At 46.1% G+C, this 19098-nt stretch carries 17 protein-coding genes; 2 read left to right on the top strand and 15 right to left on the bottom strand.

Going from position 1 to position 19098, the window contains the following annotated elements; all coding sequences use genetic code 11:
• The 15 genes from COW20_12235 to COW20_12165 all read right to left on the bottom strand — a co-directional run bounded on the left by COW20_12235 (window position 1) and on the right by COW20_12165 (window position 16928).
• The gene (locus COW20_12235) at window positions 1-648 is read right to left on the bottom strand and encodes a hypothetical protein (GenBank protein ID PIW47648.1); all 648 of its coding nucleotides are present in this window, start codon (window positions 646-648) and stop codon (window positions 1-3) included.
• Window positions 649-735: 87 nt separating this feature from the next.
• Window positions 736-1629 carry a hypothetical protein gene (locus COW20_12230; protein ID PIW47647.1) on the bottom strand — a complete coding sequence of 298 codons (894 nt, stop codon included), beginning with the start codon at window positions 1627-1629 and terminating at the stop codon, window positions 736-738.
• Window positions 1630-1643: 14 nt separating this feature from the next.
• Window positions 1644-2777 carry a dehydrogenase gene (locus tag COW20_12225; protein PIW47646.1) on the bottom strand — a complete coding sequence of 378 codons (1134 nt, stop codon included), beginning with the start codon at window positions 2775-2777 and terminating at the stop codon, window positions 1644-1646.
• A gap of 16 nt (window positions 2778-2793) precedes the next feature.
• Window positions 2794-6288: a molybdopterin oxidoreductase gene (locus tag COW20_12220; GenBank protein ID PIW47645.1), complete on the bottom strand. Its 3495-nt coding sequence runs from the start codon at window positions 6286-6288 to the stop codon at window positions 2794-2796.
• Window position 6289: 1 nt separating this feature from the next.
• Window positions 6290-6670 (bottom strand): hypothetical protein, encoded by a 381-nt coding sequence (locus tag COW20_12215; protein PIW47644.1) that lies wholly within the window; start codon window positions 6668-6670, stop codon window positions 6290-6292.
• Window positions 6667-7350 (bottom strand): hypothetical protein, encoded by a 684-nt coding sequence (locus COW20_12210; protein PIW47643.1) that lies wholly within the window; start codon window positions 7348-7350, stop codon window positions 6667-6669. The genes COW20_12215 and COW20_12210 overlap by 4 nt, the downstream gene beginning before the upstream one ends.
• Window positions 7351-7434: 84 nt before the next feature.
• Window positions 7435-8538 carry a hypothetical protein gene (locus tag COW20_12205; protein PIW47642.1) on the bottom strand — a complete coding sequence of 368 codons (1104 nt, stop codon included), beginning with the start codon at window positions 8536-8538 and terminating at the stop codon, window positions 7435-7437.
• 83 nt (window positions 8539-8621) lie between these two features.
• Window positions 8622-9398: an ABC transporter permease gene (locus COW20_12200; GenBank protein ID PIW47641.1), complete on the bottom strand. Its 777-nt coding sequence runs from the start codon at window positions 9396-9398 to the stop codon at window positions 8622-8624.
• Window positions 9385-10098 carry a copper ABC transporter ATP-binding protein gene (locus COW20_12195; GenBank protein ID PIW47640.1) on the bottom strand — a complete coding sequence of 238 codons (714 nt, stop codon included), beginning with the start codon at window positions 10096-10098 and terminating at the stop codon, window positions 9385-9387. The genes COW20_12200 and COW20_12195 overlap by 14 nt, the downstream gene beginning before the upstream one ends.
• On the bottom strand, window positions 10095-11408 hold the full coding sequence (locus tag COW20_12190) for a nitrous oxide reductase family maturation protein NosD (GenBank protein PIW47639.1): 1314 nt from the start codon (window positions 11406-11408) through the stop codon (window positions 10095-10097). The genes COW20_12195 and COW20_12190 overlap by 4 nt, the downstream gene beginning before the upstream one ends.
• Window positions 11335-12462: a hypothetical protein gene (locus COW20_12185; protein PIW47638.1), complete on the bottom strand. Its 1128-nt coding sequence runs from the start codon at window positions 12460-12462 to the stop codon at window positions 11335-11337. The genes COW20_12190 and COW20_12185 overlap by 74 nt, the downstream gene beginning before the upstream one ends.
• A gap of 73 nt (window positions 12463-12535) precedes the next feature.
• The gene (locus COW20_12180) at window positions 12536-14533 is read right to left on the bottom strand and encodes a nitrous oxide reductase (protein ID PIW47637.1); all 1998 of its coding nucleotides are present in this window, start codon (window positions 14531-14533) and stop codon (window positions 12536-12538) included.
• 17 nt (window positions 14534-14550) lie between these two features.
• On the bottom strand, window positions 14551-15042 hold the full coding sequence (locus COW20_12175; GenBank protein PIW47636.1) for a cytochrome C: 492 nt from the start codon (window positions 15040-15042) through the stop codon (window positions 14551-14553).
• A gap of 133 nt (window positions 15043-15175) precedes the next feature.
• Window positions 15176-15835 (bottom strand): hypothetical protein, encoded by a 660-nt coding sequence (locus tag COW20_12170; GenBank protein ID PIW47635.1) that lies wholly within the window; start codon window positions 15833-15835, stop codon window positions 15176-15178.
• Window positions 15828-16928, bottom strand: coding sequence for a hypothetical protein (locus COW20_12165; protein ID PIW47634.1), 1101 nt, complete (start codon window positions 16926-16928; stop codon window positions 15828-15830). The genes COW20_12170 and COW20_12165 overlap by 8 nt, the downstream gene beginning before the upstream one ends.
• A 151-nt stretch (window positions 16929-17079) precedes the next feature.
• Between COW20_12165 and COW20_12160 the strand changes: the two genes are divergently transcribed.
• Both COW20_12160 and COW20_12155 read left to right on the top strand, forming a co-directional pair.
• Complete coding sequence (locus COW20_12160; protein ID PIW47633.1) at window positions 17080-18264, top strand: NnrS family protein; 1185 nt, start codon at window positions 17080-17082, stop codon at window positions 18262-18264.
• Window positions 18207-19088, top strand: a complete 882-nt coding sequence (locus COW20_12155; protein PIW47632.1) for a Crp/Fnr family transcriptional regulator — start codon at window positions 18207-18209, stop codon at window positions 19086-19088. Before COW20_12160 ends, COW20_12155 begins: the two co-directional genes overlap by 58 nt.
• Window positions 19089-19098: the final 10 nt, after the last annotated feature.

Genomic DNA, 19098 nt, shown 5'->3' with positions numbered 1-19098 from the left:
TTATCCCCTTTCTATCTGTAAAAGCTGTTCAGATCTGCCTGTGGCCAGCTGTGCCGTACAGCCCCCCAAAACACTGCAATTCATTTCTTCAGGCTCTTGTTCCTGATGAAAATAATTTAAGGCATCGGGTTGAACACCTTCAAGTTCACAAGCGTCTTTCACCAGTTTACTGCACCAGTTAAAAACGTGTCGATAGATGGGATGTGCCACCACCCCTTCTGAGAGGGGCAAGGCCAATGCAAATCCTGCAAGATGCTCTTTCAAAAACAATGCTCTTGCTTCCTTTACAATTTCAACACCCTCACTTTCTCCTGACTCAATAAGAGCAGTCTCTTTGAGCAGTAGAAAAGCATAAAATTCTAATTCCACAGATATATGGTCTGGCATTTCAGGAATTCCTTCAGAATTCAATCCAAATGCCCTGTAAAATCCTGCCAAGTCAGCCAGTTCAGAGGCCTTACTGATTGAGCGATTGCGTCCAAATTCTGTTTCATAAATTGGGTTTTGGGCATGCCCCCGATCAAAGAGATCGATATAGTCTGATTGCAATTGCAGCAGAAATGCTGAGTCAAGTGTTTGCAGTGCCTGCCACAGCGCCATAGACTCAGAAGAGTTTTCCTGCTTCAGCAAGGGAAGTAAGGTTTTCACTTCTTCCTCAAGATCCGATGCCGGATAACCGGTTAAAAGCGAAGCCAAAAGATATGGAGACGGAAACTGACTGTTTAACACGTTAGTTTAGGCCTTTAGTTTTAATTCGACCCACATCAAGGTCACTGATTTACGTGAACCGACCTCACGCTGCCCCCCCTGCCAAACAGCAAAGCAGACATAATTTTTGCCACCGACAGACAAAAGTGAACCATTTAAGGTTTTCAAAGGACGGGCAATCTGAACCGTCCATTCCCCTTTGTTCCAGACGGCCAGGGATTCAGACTCGCGTTTTTCAACCAGGCTGCTGCTACCAAAGCCCTCTGCAAAGATTTCATCCACTCCATTTTTGACATAGGACTGTGGATTACCAGCTGCCTGCCCAGGAATAAACTGTCTCTTCTGAGAGGAGGAAGCATGCGGGGCTTCTGAAACTTTATAGTCCATCGGATACCCATCCACAGACATATTGGGATAGAGTTCTTTCATGGTAGGAGCATGGCCCAATTTTTTATCCTTTTGATATTGCGCACGCCAGTGAAAAATATGCACAGGTTTCCCCTGTTCACCCATAAACGGTGAGGGAGGATTCCCATCTTTCAGAGCGACAGGAAATTCTAATGCCACAGCATCTGAAAATAGGCCCAGCTTTCCAGCCTCTGAAAGCTCAGGATCTTTCCATTTCAAGCGAAAAACTATAGATTTTGAATTATGCAATGCCTGTACAGAAAGTTTTTCTGTCAGGGTCAGCTTGGGTCTTGGCAAGGCCATAGGCTGCGCCATAAGCAAAACTGTTTGAATTGGAACTTTTTTCCAGGCTGAATCTTCTAACTTGAGTAGAAAGGGATCGGCACTGGTTTTCTCAGCTGAAATGCCCTGAGTAGCCTGGCCATACACCACAGAACCTAAATTAAGGCCGAAAAACACCAAAGGCAAAACCAAACCAGGAAAAACAATTTTTTTAATAAGCTTCTTATTCATTTTTTTCTTCCTTTCTAGGGCGTATTGTGCCGTGAAGCACCAATGTTATCATCATAACTCTCCCGAACCACCATATTTTCAGTTAATGGAACGGAAACAATTTCTTCACCCTCAGCACTGTAACCATAGGCCCTTTGATCTTTTACCTTGAAGGAGTGGATAATCCGATCGGTACTGCCCATTAAAACCAGGAGTCCCTGTGCCAAAGGATCGTCCTTGAGTTTTTTATAATTCTCAATACTTTCTTCAACCCGAGGCCCGAACATCTGGGTCAGATAATCGAGATCGGCGTGGATAGGAGGAATATAATAAATATTCGGTTCAAGCCCCAATTGAGGGTAATAGGGCAAAGCCAATTTTTTTTGATGTACGAGAAAATCAACGGGATTGTCAGCACGTGCTTTCCAAGGGGGATTGATAAATCCCATAATTCTGATTTTACCGATACAGTTTTGCACACACATCGGTTGTTTATCCTGCTCCACAGCAGGATAACACCCAATACACTTTTCACTGACACGTGTATAGGGATTGTACATCGATTTTTTATAGGGACAGGCCCGCACACATTCCCCATAGCCTTTGCATCTGGATTGATCAATTAGAACAATCCCATCTTCGGGTCGCTTATAGATGGCTTTGCGGGGACAAGCAGCCAAACAGGCAGGATAGGTGCAGTGCGCACAGGTTCTGGGCAAATAAAAGAACCAGTGTTTATGAGGCAGATTCAAATGAGCACCGGCTTCGAGATTTCCCGTACAGTCATCTTCCCCCACATTGGGATACATCCAGTCTTCATCTGTTGGAAAAAAATGAGCCGCAACTTCCTCAGGTTCTGCTGCCTCGAAAATAGTTTTTCCAGCAAATTTTTCACCATTTTTATCCCAATCCTGCCGCCCCAGTTTCTCAAGAATATTGATATCCCAGGCCATGGGATAAGAACCCCAAGGCTTGGTTTCAACATTATTCCAAAACATATATTCCTGCCCCTTGCCACTGGTCCAAGTCGTTTTACAGGCCAAAGAACAGGTCTGACAGGCGATACATTTGTTCAAGTCAAATACAATTGCCCATTGACGTTTGGGGCGATTTTCCTCGTAAGGATATTCCATCTGACGATTAATTTGCCAATTTTTAACTTCTGACATCTGACGATTCCTTTCTTTATCTCTTGACCCCAGTAAATTGACCCTTGAGATAGGTTTTCATGGCCTTGCTCTCATAGGTAGGTCTGAAACCTAAAGTTACGGGTCGCCATTTTCCTTTGGCATCCAATCCTCCTGAGGCTGCACGGGTGATTTTGACAAAAGCTTCACGGGGAGCCCCTACTGGGCAGTGGATATCGGGCTCAAACCCTTTTGCCAGTCCTTGGCCAAACATAGATTTATGAACCAGACTTTCTGTCATCAGGGTCGGTTTTAACCAAGCCCGTGTTGCACTCTGGTGAGAGCCGTAGCGATACATAGACTGATAATTGGTTTCAGGATTCTTTGCAAGACCATCTTCCCGAGTTTCATGTCCTTTGACACTGCCAAAGGTTGCACCGTACATATTGTGCCAGGTACGAGCCACACCTCTGGGGGTACCTGGATAGTAGCGGGCCCGCAAAAGCAGACGTGCAACTTTATAGGCTTCTGTAGAGGCAATATGATCACGGTAAGGACGATCTCCAGGATCTGCGTCTATATAGACATAATCGCCATCATCAACACCAAGCTCCTTGGCATCCAGCGGATTGATATCAACATACCCCTCAATCACTGATGGATTGCGTTTGTCATGGCGATAAATATCTCCGAAGGGACCAAACCAAACTCCCGTAAAATCTGTATCTACAGGTGTTGTATGCGCACCATGCCGGTACTTTGGCGTGTGATAGACATGGCTGAACTGCTGGGCTTTCAAAGGATGTTTACTTTTGAGCAGTTCCTCCCCAGTTCTCACCACATGACGAGCCTGTCGCGTTTCGGTATCCAATTGATTTTCATTGACACCATAATCTGCCGGTTGTTTGGGACGGATTGCCGGATGTGGTTTAGAAACAATTACATTCGGCTCATAATGCGTAGAATCAATCGGTTCACGGTAAACCACCAGGTTTTCTCCATTTTCGACAAACTCAGGTTCAAAACGGTAAAACTCCAAGCGACCCGATTTGGTATGCCAAGGTTTTTCATCATGAACCTGTTCATAGGAAGACAAACGAGGGTAGGTGCGGTTATTCATCAATGCAGGGATGCCCTCTTTGGCATCCAAATGCAGCTTTTCAAATGTATAACCTTTCAGAGCTGAAGTACCATTGATAATTCTCTGCAGATAGACATCTACTTGATCTTTTTCAACAAATTCCCACATCTGCGCAAGACGGGGTTCATCCAATTCCTGGGCCAAAGCCTTGCCTACTCCAGCAATGATTTCAATATCTGAACGGGTATCGAAGATTCGTTTCAGTGGTGAGGTCGGGTAAACCTGAACAAAAGGATTAGTACAGGAAGCCGTTAAATCAGGATGCCTGAATTCTGCCCAGCTGTCACAGGCAAAGACCAAATCAGCATATTCACAGGACCCTGTCCACCACCAATCTGCATAGGCTACAAATTCCAGTTTGGGAAGGGTATTGTTAATCACATCAAAGTGCCATTTGATATTTCCCAAAACTGAATTAGAATTGTTCAGCCACATGGCTTTGGTCGGAACGGGCAAGTGGGATTCACCAGTAAGAAGATGTTTACCCATACGTAAGGGGCGATCCCCATAATTGAAATAATGCAGGGATTCATAATGGCTGTATTTGGCCGTACTGACCTTGCCTTTTGGATCCAATTGGGGGTGAAAGGGATCTTCAAGTGTATACAAAGGTTCTCCTCCAAACAGAGCCCCCCTGTAATTGCCAGCATAACTGCCCACGTTACCGCCAGGAAAACCCAGATTCCGGGTTAAGGCCGCCACCAGAAAAATCGCTCTGTCTTTCAGATCGGCATTAAAAAACTGATTGGGGCCCATTCCGGTTACAAAGAGTGTTTTTTCTTTATTGGCCGCAATTTGGGTGGCTAAAGATAAAATGCCGCTGACCGGGGCTGTTGTAATCTGAGACGTTTGTTCTGGAGTAAAGTTTTGATTCAGATACTGTCGGGTAAGATCAAAAACCGTTCGAACCTCAACTTCCTTTCCAGAAACTAATTTGACTTTTTTTACCGCATTCAGATCTGGATTCAAACCCAGTTTAAGCATATTTTTACCCCAATCATCACGGGTAACAGGCATTACCTGGCTTTTAACTGAATCCCAAATCATATACGGCTGGAAACTTTTACCCATTTTCTCTTTGATAAACTGATCTTTCTGAAGCACATTGGCGGGAGGTTTCTCATCTCCGATTAATACATCCAGATTTTTAGGTACTTTCGTTTTGTAGTCTTTAATCACATCTTCAGGACGCAGGGGTTGCAAGGTATCCAGACGAATCAGAAAAGGTAAATCTGTTTTGGTTTTTACAAATTCACTATCAAAGAGATTGCGTTCAATAATGACCTGGGCAAGACCCAAAGCAAAAGCAGGATCAGAACCTGGACGAATCACAATGACTTCATCCGTTTTAGAAGCGGTGGCACTGTATTCCACTGTTACCGTTACCGTTTTTGTACCTTTGAGACGGGCTTCAGTTAACCAATGAGAATCAGGCATTTTCGTTGTAATCCAGTTCATGCCCCATGCAATTGCCAGTTTGGAATGCTCTACAGAAAAAAGTTCAAAATCATTGGTTTGCGCCCCTGTAACCATTGGATGGCCAGGCGGAAGATCTGTATGCCAGCTATAGCTGTCCCAACCCCTGGCACCAAAAGACTTCTCGGGGGACACCTTTCTTTGCTTGGCATCCATCAAGGCCAGGGAATTGGCCATACGGTACATTCCAAAAATACGGGTGGCCCCCAATGGGGCCATCCCTCCCCTCAATTTAATGGTTTGCGTACCAGAACCTTCCATGGCAAGAACCATCGCATCATCATAGCCCTGTGCCAGCAAACGTTTTTGACCGGTTTCTCCGTGATAGGTCTCTGCGATATTGCTCAAGGCCTTTGCAGCAATTGAATAGGCATCCTTCCAATCTATCCGCAACCAGGCATCCTTACCTCTTTGAAAATATTTTGGATCGGGTTTACCTGTCTGGCGATCTCTGGGAAATCCTGCATCGACCCATGCTTTATAACCTTTGCGTATCATCGGTGCTTTTAATCGCCGATCCCCGTATATTCTTCGCACCAAACCCAGACCCTTCTGACAGAGTCTTGGATCCCAACGGTGTGAGGCAGTTTGACCATACAAGTCTTTTGCCTTTCCATAACCATAGGTAGGCCCGATTCTGATTGCAATCCCATTTTTGACATAGGTTTTGAGCAGGCAGTTATGCGTATCATTGGGGGCACAGAGAAAACTGAAATCTGAATCATGTTGAAACAGATTGCGGTATACATTTTCCCAACCCCGATTGGGATAAGCTTTCAAGGGGTTTTCAACCTGTAGGGGTTTAAAATAACGCAATACAGGATTGTCTCTATCATCCAGATTATTGGCTCTTGAAGCACACCCACTTACACCTATTGCAGCCCCCCAAGCGGCCATTCGTTTTAAAAAGCTGAGACGATTCATAGAGTTTGACATGCTATACTTCCTCCTCGGTAATACGGTTGCCCGTCAGAAATGATAAATAGTCCCCTTCAGACCAACTCTCTTGAGGATTCAGAGAAAGCTGACCGTTGACCTCGATACGGAGGGGGCGTCGTGGGGAGTTTCCGCCCTGATGATAGGTTTCATAATCCAGGGCCCAAAAGCCCTTGTAATCGGCAAAGACAATCTGCTGTTTTTGGTTCACCTCTGTTAAAGTTTCAGGTTTAAATTGAGCGACAGAACCTATTTCAATCCATTCACGGTGCAAGTCAGGTTCAGACACATTCAGAAGGGGAAGACCCGGAACAAAATGGGGCAGAACATTGATCGCCTCTGCAGCCATTTTTCTCAAAAAACCTGCCCGACTCAATTTCATGAGAACTCCCCTTGCCAAACTGCTCTGGGAGACATTTCACATAGCTCTAACTTGGAATTTTCTTTTGACAGCATGGTTTGCAGGGAATGTGTCAGGAAACCCTGTCTATGTCCCGAAAGGTTCGGGTGGTGATCTATCAAGCGATAATAAATCTTACTTTCGGCATAGCCTAAAAAAACAAATTCGGCCAGATGCTCACTAAGTTGAGTTTTGAGAGTTTCGAGTAAATTCAGATGTGCTTCAGGAAATTGATCCCAACGCCACTGGGATTCAGATTCTGGATAGAGAACATCTACACATTCTGAACCGGGGTCTTCAAAATTCCGATAACGACTGTAGCGGGCAGACTCACCGGCCCCCATGACCAATCCATCTACAGATTCCCGCCAGACATGGCAAAGATGAATATTATCCCTTTGGCAGGGTATACGCCTTAACTCCCAGATTCCTGCTTCAATTTCCTGCCATGATCCTCCGATGCAGGGTAAACCACTTTCTTTCAATACCTTTGCCAACTCTGAGGGTGTAAGCGGCTTCTGATGTTCAGCTTTTAATTGCATACCTGAAATACGGCCCTGATCAAAGGCCTGCTTTAACTCAATTTCCAATTTTTTAACTTCAGATTCGGCCATGGCATAGACTTTCAGTGGAATAATCAAGAAAAAACCATTCAAAAGCAAAGAACGTTTGTCATTATTCTGACAAACGTTCTTTGCTAGAACTTTGCGCAAGCGCAAAGAGAGAATTTGATCTAAGTCAAGGAATCAGAAACTGATTTGCCAACCAGCAATGCCACTCCAAACTTGCGCCATTTGGGGACCCGACAGGTTTTGATAAACAGGCATGCCGATTTCCAGCCCCAGGCGTTGACGGGGAAAAGGTGTAAAATTCAGCCCCAAAAAGAGATCCAGGCGTTGACCGCCTAATTTTAAAGGATCGGCTGAAGGAATGGCATTCTTGCTGATACGGGAATCCTCACCTTCTGCATTTCCCCAGATTTGCCCCTGAAAACGCAGAGAAGAACTCAAGAGGTCATTCCAACGGTATGACAACCACGCATTGGTGCTTAAACGGTTGCCCAGACGGTAATTCAAAGAATTGGTACTTAAACGGAGTACCCCTGAGGGTTGCAACCCCCAACACCAATTCTCCAACTTGCCAGAATAGGTAAATCCAGGCAAGAGATCCCAGGTGCCAGAACCCAGACGCATGCTATAGGGCAAGGGTTCAGCTGGCATCGTTCCCATGACTGGGCCCAGAATATCAATGGCACCTGTGGGCAGGCTCAAGCCCAGGTTTGCATGCAAAGAATGGGCCTGCCAGGTCCAATTGCCCAGCAGTGCAGAAACTGAAATATCGCCCAAACCCAGAGATTGCATATTCGTGCCTGGCAAATTTGCGGAGGCCGTCTGCAGCGTATGCAGATGGGCCTCATGTCCCACATGGTTCATGGTCATGCCCATACCAGGCACCATGGCCATCAGGGTGATCCAGTCGCTGGGAGCATACATCACGCCCAACATCGGCATGCCCATCAGCATGGTGCGGGGAGCCATTTCATAATTGTCCAAGATCTTCTGTTCATCCACAGCTGTAGTCTGGTCAAGCATTCCGCCCATACCTGCCCCCATCAGACTGGCGGAGAACATCCATTCTCCGGCTGGATGCATATGGGCCCCCATCACCCCAAAAGGTATCGTATCGGCATGCAAATGCTCTGCATGACTTGGGGTATGGTGATGGGAGTGGGCAGGCCGTTGCTCTTCGAGAGCGGTTTGCTCAGGTAATTCTGCCTCAGTCTGCGCCATCAAGGGCAAAGGAATCGTCAATGCGAGGGCAAGTAGTGAACTCAAGATTGGATTGTACATTGGATTTCCCTTTTTCGTAGTGATTAAATTTTAGTGCGTATCTCCCCGATGGGTAAGGTGATTGACTTGAGCAGTATCTCCATTCAACAATCTCGTTTTTCAAACAGTCTCATGGCCAAAATCACAGGCAGAACAGCCCAGATCAGCAACACAGCACAGGCCAATACCAAGCCCCACCAGGAGCCAAACAGATTGCGGTAAAGTGCACCTGTATAGCCCATCAACGCTGAAATATCCAATTTGAGTAAAACCAGAATGCGCGCTAAATCAATCGGATTGAGAAAGCTCAAAATCAAGGCAGGTTTTTCAAGTGGATAATCTTGGAAAGCGACCAAGCCAAACAGTACAAGCGCATCAAAGAGAATGGCTGTATAAAACCAGATAAAAAGGGCAGAGGCCATGCCTTTGACGCGATCACTCTGCCAATTGACTGCCAGAAAGGCAAAACCTGAAAAAATATAATTTAAGAGCACCCCAATGGCCAGAATCCAGGCCAAGGGCTCGGTCAAACCACTTAAGATCAGGGGCAGCCCCGTACCCACCAGATAGGCCAAGGCCAGCGCACTGGAAACCCCAAGATACTGTCCCAGGAAAACCCCTTTGCGGCTGACGGGTTGGGCCAGCAGTAAGTCCAAAAAATCTCGCAAATTATAGGAGTAGATCGTGCTGAAGATCAGACTGATCAGGGGAACCAACAAGAGCACAAGATTGAGCAGGCTGATCGCCGTTTGGGCCCGATCGGCACTGAGCGAAGCAAGTGCAAAGGTCATCGCAAACAACAAAGAGGCGTAGGCCAGCATCACCTTGCTCCTCAGCAGATCAAAAAGCACGTATTTCAAAAGTTTATTATTGAGTAGCATGTACACGTACCCACTCTGCAAGTGCTGCTCCCAAACGGTTTTGGCCCGTTTGGGCTCTTAAACTTTCAAGACTGTCATCAAAACAGATTTTCCCCTCAAGCAGATAGACCAGCCGATCCGCAAGCTCTTCTACCTCCGTGATGAGATGAGAACTCAGCAGAACAGATTTTCCCACCTGTTTCTGTTTTAAGATTTTTTGTTTGAGGGTTTCTGAAGAAAGGGGATCCAAACTGGCAGTCGGTTCATCCAAAACCAGCAAATCAGGGGCAAACAAAAAGGCCAGCGTCGCGTTGACCTTTTGACGCATTCCCCCCGACAAAGCCCCCAATTTTTTTTCTTCCATTTCTTCTATCCCCAAAGCATGAAACAGATCTAAATCCAAGCTTTCTTCCAGGCTACGCAGATCTTTGATCAACGCCATTAATTCGGCAACCGTTAAATTTTCAGGATAGCGGGCAATCTGAGGCATATAGCCCAAATGATGACGCCATGAGCTTTTAGACTGTATCAACCTGTCTTTAAAACGAATCTCGCCTGAGTCAGGCAAGACCAGCCCCACCAAAGATTTCATCAGTGTCGATTTACCGGAGCCATTGGGCCCCATAATTGCGAGCACTTCTCCAGGTGCTGCCTTGAGCGAAACCCGATCTAAAGCCTGAAAGCGACCAAAACGTTTTGAAATTTGCTTCAGTTCAATCATTTCACCCTCCGCATTTGAGGGGTTGGGTCCACCAGGGTTTTGGGTGTTAATACAGGCGCTACATGTTCAGCCAAATCCATTACCTGCACAAGAAAACTGCGCAGGAGAATCAAAGAAGGCGGCACTTTCTCAACCAATCTTGAAAAGATACTGACGGGATGATAGGGCACATCGCCGACCCCATCATGGTTCAAATCATAGCCTGTATATTTGTCCCAAAAATTATGTTGAAAACTGTTTCCTGTTTGACTTGAATCTGAACCATTGGTAGCGATATCAAAGGCATTGCCTGAAAATTGATTATATTCAATTTGATTCTCATTGCAATTGGCATGTACCCGAGCCGCCCAGCCATTGTTTAGAATCTGATTGTGCCTGATTTTCAGGCGACTTGAGCCTTCCATATGAATGCCAACGGTATTGTGTTCAAAGCGATTGTCTTCGATCTCACTTTGATTGATATCTTTGAGCAAGAGTCCATAGGATGTTGGCCCCCAATTGTCCAAGAATAGATTTTCTTTCATCTTGATATTCCGGGTATACATCACAGCAACCCCTGCCCCATTTTTGGAAAAGGTATTGCGTTGATAGGTATTGCCATCTGAAAACATAAAATGAAGCCCATAGCGTAGATTGCCTGAACTGGTATTGCCTTGAATCAGACTGTTCTTGACAAACTCAAAATAAAAACCATCGCGATGGCCTGAAACCTGATTATTTTCTAAAATCAAATCTACACTTTTCCAAACATGAATGGCATTGGCAGAATTCGATTCGCGCCAGGCCTTGCCATTCACCTGGTTGCCTGAAATTTTTGAGCGATCAGCTGCTGAAAGATAAATTCCAAAATGGGCATTTTCGATGCGGTTGTTTTGAACAATACTGTCTGCTGCTTCCAAGCGAATCGCAGCCAAATCATGCACATGACTGAATCCCGAGTTTCTCAAGGTCAGACCTTGAACTGTCACTCCGGGGGCAGTGATCTTGAGCAAATTCCCTTTTCCGCCCCCGTCAATCACGGGAAAATCAATTCCACTCAATTTAAGCGGTTGATTGATCTCCAACTCATTTTCAAAATAAGTACCCGCATGCAGGCGAATCTCATCTCCTGGTTGGGCAATCGCCAAGGCCTGACGCAAACGGGGATAGGTTTGCCCTTGCCCGGCCTCCAGAACCTTTGACTGGGCAGGCAGTGAATACAGCCCCAAAATTAGGATGATTGCCAATCCCGCTTGTCTAGGAATCTCCATGGTTAGCCTCCAATTTCGCTTTCTCCAAATCAGAAAGCATCTCGGGAGAGTGAGAAGCATTCCCTGTTTTCGCGGTTTGATTCAAGGCTTTCAAGGCCTGTTCCCAGGTCAGAACTTCCCCCGGAAACGATTTTTGCAGCAGTTGTGCAGTTTCAGTACTGCGCGTAGGCGTCATAAAGCCCCCCATCGGGCTGGGCAATTTGAAGCTGTGAAGATAGCTCGCTTTTTCAGCGGCTAAAAAATTGCCGGGTTGTTCTGAATCTATCACCCAAAGGGAATGAATCTCAGCCTTCAAACCCGGTTCAGCTTGAAGATGATGTGCCAGGCATTCCACAGAATCGTATTTAAACGCTTTTCCCTTTTGTGTGAGTAACTCAGCCCCATATTTGGGATCCATCAAGGTCATGCGGCAATAATGACAACTGTCCTGGGTATAAAGCAGGGGCTCTGTTTTTGGTGAACACGCCATCAAGCCCAAAACCATACCAAAACTCAAAACTGTTTGGAGTACTTTCGCAGAGATTTTATGTGGAGCCTGTGGATTTTTGCGTAGCCACTCAAAAACTACCAAAGCAAAGACGATCAGACCCGCTCCAATCAGAATCCACCCCCCGGGATCGGGAAAGGAATGGGCTTTGAAATTCAAAAGGGTTTTACTGCCAAATACCGGGGGTTGATACGACATGCCGGGAACCTTAATCGCCGCATGGGGATTCAGGTTATGACCATAATCATAGGTCCAGCGCCAAAAATCCCAGATCCCCACTGCACCAGCCCCCCCCAAGAGGCCAAACCAAAGCGTCAGCAGGAAACGCCGGTTCAAAAGAACAGTCAGCAAGCCCAGAACAATAAAAAAACCCACCATATAGGGCATCAAGCGCAGCTCAGCAAAAGAAGCTGCGTGAATTTCCTGCATGCCAATATAGTGGTTTAAGCCATTGATGGTATTCAGATCCCCACTCAGACGGTTGATCCAGATCCCCATCGAAAGCCCCTCAGGATATTGGGGGGCTTCCAATTGAATTTTCCAGAGTGGCAGAGTAAAAACGGCACCCAGAGCCAAAGAGATCATGCCCATCAAGATTCGGGTAAAAAAATGTAATTTCGTATTCATTGTCAGCCTACTTTCTCAGTTACAAAGGCGGGGGAGAGTGCCCCACCCCGCCTTCTTTGCTTAAATCAAGAGTCTAATTCGTGCCGGGAGGGGCACTCAAGCTAAACTTGAGGGGCAGATTTGCATTTTTATCTGAAACGCGGATATACCCCTGCATTTCCTGGTGAAGTGCCGAACAGAAATCTGTACAGTAGAAGGGGTACATGCCCTTCTTCTTGGGTTTCCAGGTGGCCGTCATGGTTTCACCTGGCATGATCAGCAATTCGGCATTTTCATTGCCCATGACCGAGAATCCGTGCGGCACATCCCAATCCTGTTCCAGATTGGTGATATGGAAGAAAACCGTATCCCCCTCTTTGATCCCTTCAATATTATCGGGAGAAAAGTGAGAACGAATCGTACTCATGCGGACATGCACTTCGTTGCCTTTGCGCTCGATTTTGGTCTCTTTTTCAGATTTAATCGCGTAAGGGTGTTGGTTGTCTTCAAGCTTATAAATCTTTTTCTGGCGTTCGACAATTTTTGCAGCCGGCATGGCTTGCGCATAGTGGGGTTCTCCAATGGTTGGGAAATCCAACAAAAGATTCATTTTCTGACCCGTGATATCGATCAGCTGAGCAGACTGGGTCAGTTCAGGGCCTGTGGGCAAGTAGCGATCCTTGGTGATTTTATTCAAAGCCACGACATATTTGCCATAGGGTTTGCGGGTATCGCCCCCAGGAATCATCAAATGGCCAATTGAATAATAAGCAGGCGTACGGTCAATCACCTCTTGGGTTGCGACTTTCCATTTGGTAATTTCAGAAGAAACAAACATGGAAGTATAGGCATTGCCATCGCCGTCAAATTCAGTGTGCAGAGGCCCCAGACCCGGCTCTTTGACCTCTCCGGCCAAGACTGAATCATATTTCAGCACAGGTATTTTGCCAGATTCCCCATCAAAGGCTTTGCTTTCAATCGCTTTGATCATTTTCGAGAAAGAGAAAACGGGAATCACTGCCGCCAATTTCCCACCGCCGACAATATACTCACCTGTGGGGTCCACATCAACCCCGTGAGGTGATTTGGGGCAGGGAATATAATAGGCGAGGCCTGGCAATTCAGTGGGGTCGAGCACTTTTACTTTCTCGACGGTCTCTGAACTGGCAGTATGGGTCGCTTCATTTAAATGGTTGTGAAAATGCTTGCCCGAAATTTCTTTGAATTTTCCTTGGGCCATATATTCTTCAGCTTTTTTCCAATTAATCGCCAAAATAAAGTCTTTGTCATTTTGACTGGCGTTGGCTTCTTTGAGCGAGTTGGCCTGTTCAGTATTGTAGGTCGTGAGAAACGACCAACCATGAGAGGGGCCTTTGCCTGCATGGCTCAAATCATAGTCGTAGCCAGGCAAAAGGATTTGGAAGGCGATCGCCATTTTACCTGTGTCCTTGTCTACTTTGATAAAACTGGTCGTTGCTTTGAAATTTTGTTTGTAGCTGTCAATCGGTACATCACCGTCCCCAATCGGCACACTGAAACGGGTTGAGGCCATGACATATTCAGTATTTTCGGTAATATAGGGCGAGGCGTGATTCCCCGCTGAATTTGGAATTTCAAGCGTTTCTACTGTTTTAAAGGTTGAAAGATCAATACGGGCCACACGTGGAGTATTGTTTTCGTTGATAAACAACCAGCGGCCATCCTGTTCTCCCGCTGTTTGCGAAAGCTTGGGGTGATGCGCATCGCCCCAGGGAATAAAGCCATGGGTTGTCGTAAGCAGGGGTTTACTTTCTTCTGAATAGCCATAGCCATTTTCAGGGTTTTGTGAAAACACAGGAATCACTTTGAGCAAGCGTCCTGAGGGCAAGCCATAGACACCGACTTGTCCGCTGAAGCCCCCTGACATAAAGGCATACAGCTCGTCATGTTTCCCCGGTTCCACATAGACTTTCGCAGCCGCATCTGAACTGGAAGTTAATCCAGCTGCTGGTTTTTCGGACTGCTTTTGTCCTGTTACACAGCCCACCACAATGACCAGAGCAGTGGTCAGCGTTAGGGACAAAGGTTTCAATAATTTTCGCGTACTTTTCATAATTTTCTCCTCAATGCTTATTTCTTTTCATCCATACTGCGGAAATATTCCAAGACAGCGCGAGCTGATTTTTCGTCCATATTCTGGTTGGGCATGGCCATCATAAAGGTCGCAAACAGCTTTTTGGCTTCAGGATCTTTTTGAACCATTTCGGTTGAATTCAGGATCATATTCATGATCCATTCTGGCTTGCGTCTTTCAGTGACTCCTTTCAAGGCTGGCCCCACATATTTGGCTTCAAATTTATGACAGGACGCGCATTTCGACTCAAACGTTTTCTGACCTTCTGCCACCAGCGCAGTATCCAAAGCCGTCAATTCAACTGTTTTGACAGGCCCAATGCCTTTGCCATCTGCCCCCGCTTCGGCAAGAGGCACATCGGCAGGTGCAGCGCTGGTCGTGGTTTCAGTTTTATTTTCAGAGGTCTGAGAAGCTGGGCACCCCAGTAAAAACGCACTCACCAGTCCAAGACTGGCGATGAAGAGACTCAATTTATAGCTTCGTTTCATAGTGGATTCCTCGATTTCCTTTGATTCTGTACATTTAAGAATATAAGGAATTGATCAATAGTTATTTGAGCTGGAACAATAAACTGAGGAACTAAACTTGATCTTGATCAATTTATGAAATTAATTTTGCAAACTAATTTAAATAATGTGTATAGAAAAAATGCACCTCATGGGCACTTTTTAAGCGAAAATGATAAAGTTCGGAGGGTGAAAATCGCATTGAAGCTTCACGCCTGGATTGTGTCTTGCTGAGCTTCGTTTTTGCAGGAGAAATCCAGCGTCCCCACAAATAGGCAAGCTCGTGTTCAAAGAGGGCTCGCTGACGAAAAGTTTGCAAGAGCTGCGGAATCCAGAGTTCAGAACCTGGAAAGCGCAGATAAATTTGAGCTAATACCTGTGAAGAGAAATTGCGCGCACAGATTCTCGAGGTGCTCACCTGAAAATTGCCATTCACCTGCCAATTCAGATTTAAATCTCGCTGGACAGAGAGATAGAGGATTCGATACAAATAAAATTGAAGATTTTGAAGCAGGGTTTTACCTTGGCTAAACTGAGAGGGCAAAAAACAAGCAGGTTCACACCAGCCCCCCTCGTCGGCAACCCCGATCAAACACAAAGCCTCACCAGTCAAGAGTCGAAGCAAGCCTTCAAGCCGGGGAGATAAATCCTTGAGATAGACCGTTCCTTCCTGCTCCAATCTGGGAGAGTCTGAAGGAAGATTGATCAGCCAGGCCTGTATTGAGCGCCAAAAACAGGCCCAATCCCATTCTGAAGACAGATACTCCTCACTCAACACCGATTTCCTCCCCTTTCAGGGATGAAAAACGATCCAAGCCCAATTTTGCAATAACCAAGCCGAAAAATAAAACAATTGCCAAGAGATTGATGCTTCCCCCCCATTTCCAAAAGACAATTTCAGTCTGAAAGATCAGACTAAAACGCAGCAAAAGCCCCAACTGGAGCAAACTCCAGGGCAAATAGAAAATTGGATGAAATGAAAACTCCTGGTTCAAAATTAAACGTATTACTTTCGGGAAATGTGAAAAGATCATGCCCATTACAAAACCCAAAAAAATCCCATGTAAATAACCATCAAAACTGGCATTTTGAAGCAGATAAGCGCCTTGAGAAACCAAGACAAAACCGCTGAAAATCAACCAAAAATAGGCAAAGCTCAAATTGAGAGCAAAGTAGATGTTCCAGGAATTCTGTTTACTAGATTTCAAATCTGCATCCTTCAGCCACAAACAGATCCCCAAACCACAGAGACTTAGACCTTGCAGACGCAAAATCAAGTCTGGGAAAAACAGAAGTAAAGGCCAGAAAAGGCCAAGGTTCAGAGCAAAGCTTAAAAAGATCACGTCAGACCAGGACTTTTGCTTGGTTTGAAAGTTCCAACGTTCGGGAAGAATCGTCAAAAGGGGAAAGAGCACCCAAATGATCCCAATCAAGCGAAAGGATCTGCCTGACAGCCACAAGATAATCCCCCCAGCCCAAGCCAAAAGCGCCAAGAGATTGAGTAAACTGGAAGGAAAAAAGTATTTTTGTTTCTGACAATAAATCACAAGATGCATGAGACAGGAAAGCCCATACATAAGAGCCGCTGTAAATGGGGATTGAAAAATAAGCAGTGCGGATCCCAATACCGCCAAAAGCGGTATGAGAACAGCAGCTTTAAATTCAGAGTGAATGGCTCTTTCAAGGCCAATCAAAGTACCCAAAAATCCACAAATCATCCAAACCCCATGGTATTGAAGGCGCTCAGCACCGGCAAAGGCAAACCATTCCAACCTCAAAAAACCTGAAATCAACCCCAGCAATAGGGTTACTCCCCCTAATCCAAAGAGCAGTTTTAAGCCAGTTGCAAACAAACGGGAATCAGGCATGCATCATATTTTATTTCTGAAATTTTTCATACATCGGAATAGGCTTATTATCTCAGAGTATCCACCCAAGCTTCTTTGCGCTGGCGCAATCTTCAAAATCTATTTAAAGCTTAAAATTCATATAAACAATGATTCGAAAGTCGGATAAGCAATGGACTTAAATATAAAATTAAAACAGCAGGAAAGCCCCAAAATTCTTGAGCATTATGGCCTGTGGGGCCTTGGATTCCGCCCCCTTTTTCTTGCAGGCATGGGCGCAGCACTGCTGCTCATGAGTCTCTGGATATTCCAAATCTCAGGTCTGATCCAACCGCTCAGCGCTTGGCCCCCCACCCTCTGGCATGGCCATGAAATGGTTTTTGGTTTCTCTGGCGCAATTATTGCAGGTTTTTTACTCACCGCCAGTGCCAATTGGAGTGGAAACAAGGGCACCTCAGGCTTCAAATTGCAAAGCTTGATTTTTTTCTGGCTGCTGGCCAGAATTTTGATTCTGAGTAAACAATCACCGCTCCTGTCATTGCTTGCTGAACTCTGTTTTTGGGTTGACCTCAGCTATTTGCTATTGCCCAACCTCAAAGGAAAAAACCGCGTATTTTGGCTGCTCTTGGGCCTGATGACAGGTGCAGATTTACTCACTTGTTTGGATGCAGCAGGGCTCGCCAGGGGTCTGGGGATTCCCGCGCTGCATTTCGCAATCGGCATTATCGTCGCCATGATCACCGTCATTTCAGGCAGGGTGCTGCCCTTTTTCACAGAAAAAGCACTTCCTTCAGCTCAGGTACGCCGTTGGGAGGGTTTAGATCGCTGGGTTTTGGGCCTGACTCTGGCCTATGCGGTTTTACAAATCCTGCCAATAGCGCCTATTTTCCTGGCTATTCTTGCACTCTCGGCAGGAAGCTTGCATCTCCTGCGCTGGATCGTTTGGAACCCCTGGCAAACCAGAAAAATCCCGATCTTGAGTATTTTGTTCATCGGTTATTTTTGGCTGATTGTGGGCTTTTTCTTTCAAGCTTTCAGTCAGCTTGGGCTGCTCCCTACCAGCAGCGCGACCCATGCCTGGACAGTGGGTGCAATCGGGGTGATGATCTATGCCATGGTTTCACGTGTTTCATTGGGGCATACCGGGCGCCCGATTCAAGCTTCAAAGGCCATTGTCTCAGGTTATCTCTGTGTCAATCTGGCAGCATTGCTGAGAATTTTGCCTGCCTGGCTTCCCAATCAAAGCACTGATTGGGTACTGGCAGCCGGAATTTTTTGGAGCTTGGCCTTTGGTCTTTTATGCTTTCAATATATTCCCGTTTTGATACGGCCCCGCCTGGATGGAAAGCCAGGATAATTCTGCCCCAAGCCAGGATCCTTCTGTTCAAGAAAAGCACGGAAATCATTCTCAATCTGTTAAAAAAAACAGTATACTGGCTTTATCATTCAAAAAAAGACAGTCATGCCATGAAAGCCTTGCCCCCCCATATCGCACGTGAACCCATTTTGACTCAGGTTTCGCAGACCCCTTTGTTTATAGGCCTGCCAGAAGGAGACCTTGAAGAGGTTTTGGCCTATGCCATTCCCACCCGCTTTGATCCAGACAGTTATTTTTTTCACCAGGGTACACCCGCACAACATGTCTATATCCTGCTCGAAGGTCAGGTCAAGGTTTTGCAACTCACCCCTGAAGGGCAACAGGTGGTGATGCGCATGGTCAATCCGATTGAAATTTTTGGCTGTGTCGCCGCCCTCTCTGCAGGCGAATACCCCGGTTCTGCCCAAGCTACCAAAAATTGCGAAGCCCTTGCGCTTTCACATCAAGATATTCTCAAACTGATGGGCCGTTTTCCCCAATTGGCGATCAATGCCTTTCAAATTATGGTAAAACGCACCCATGAGTTGCAAGATCGCTATCTGGAGCTGGCAACAGAACCCGTTGAGCAGCGGCTGGCCCATGCCTTGCTGCGCTTGCTTGAGACAAACGCGCTCGAAACAGACAAAGGGCTGCTCCTGGACATGCCCCTTTCCCGTCAGGATCTTGCAGAAATGGTAGGCTCCACCCTCTATACCATCAGCCGGATTTTGAGTGCCTGGGAAAGCAAAGGCATTGTCTGCTCAGGGCGGGAACAGTTAACCATTCAGGATCTTGTGCGCCTAAAAGCACTGGCGCAGGTATGAAGGAATAGAA

This window comes from bacterium (Candidatus Blackallbacteria) CG13_big_fil_rev_8_21_14_2_50_49_14 (assembly GCA_002783405.1).
In the GTDB taxonomy this organism is placed as follows: domain Bacteria; phylum Cyanobacteriota; class Sericytochromatia; order UBA7694; family UBA7694.
This window is presented reverse-complemented; position numbering and strand designations above follow the sequence as displayed.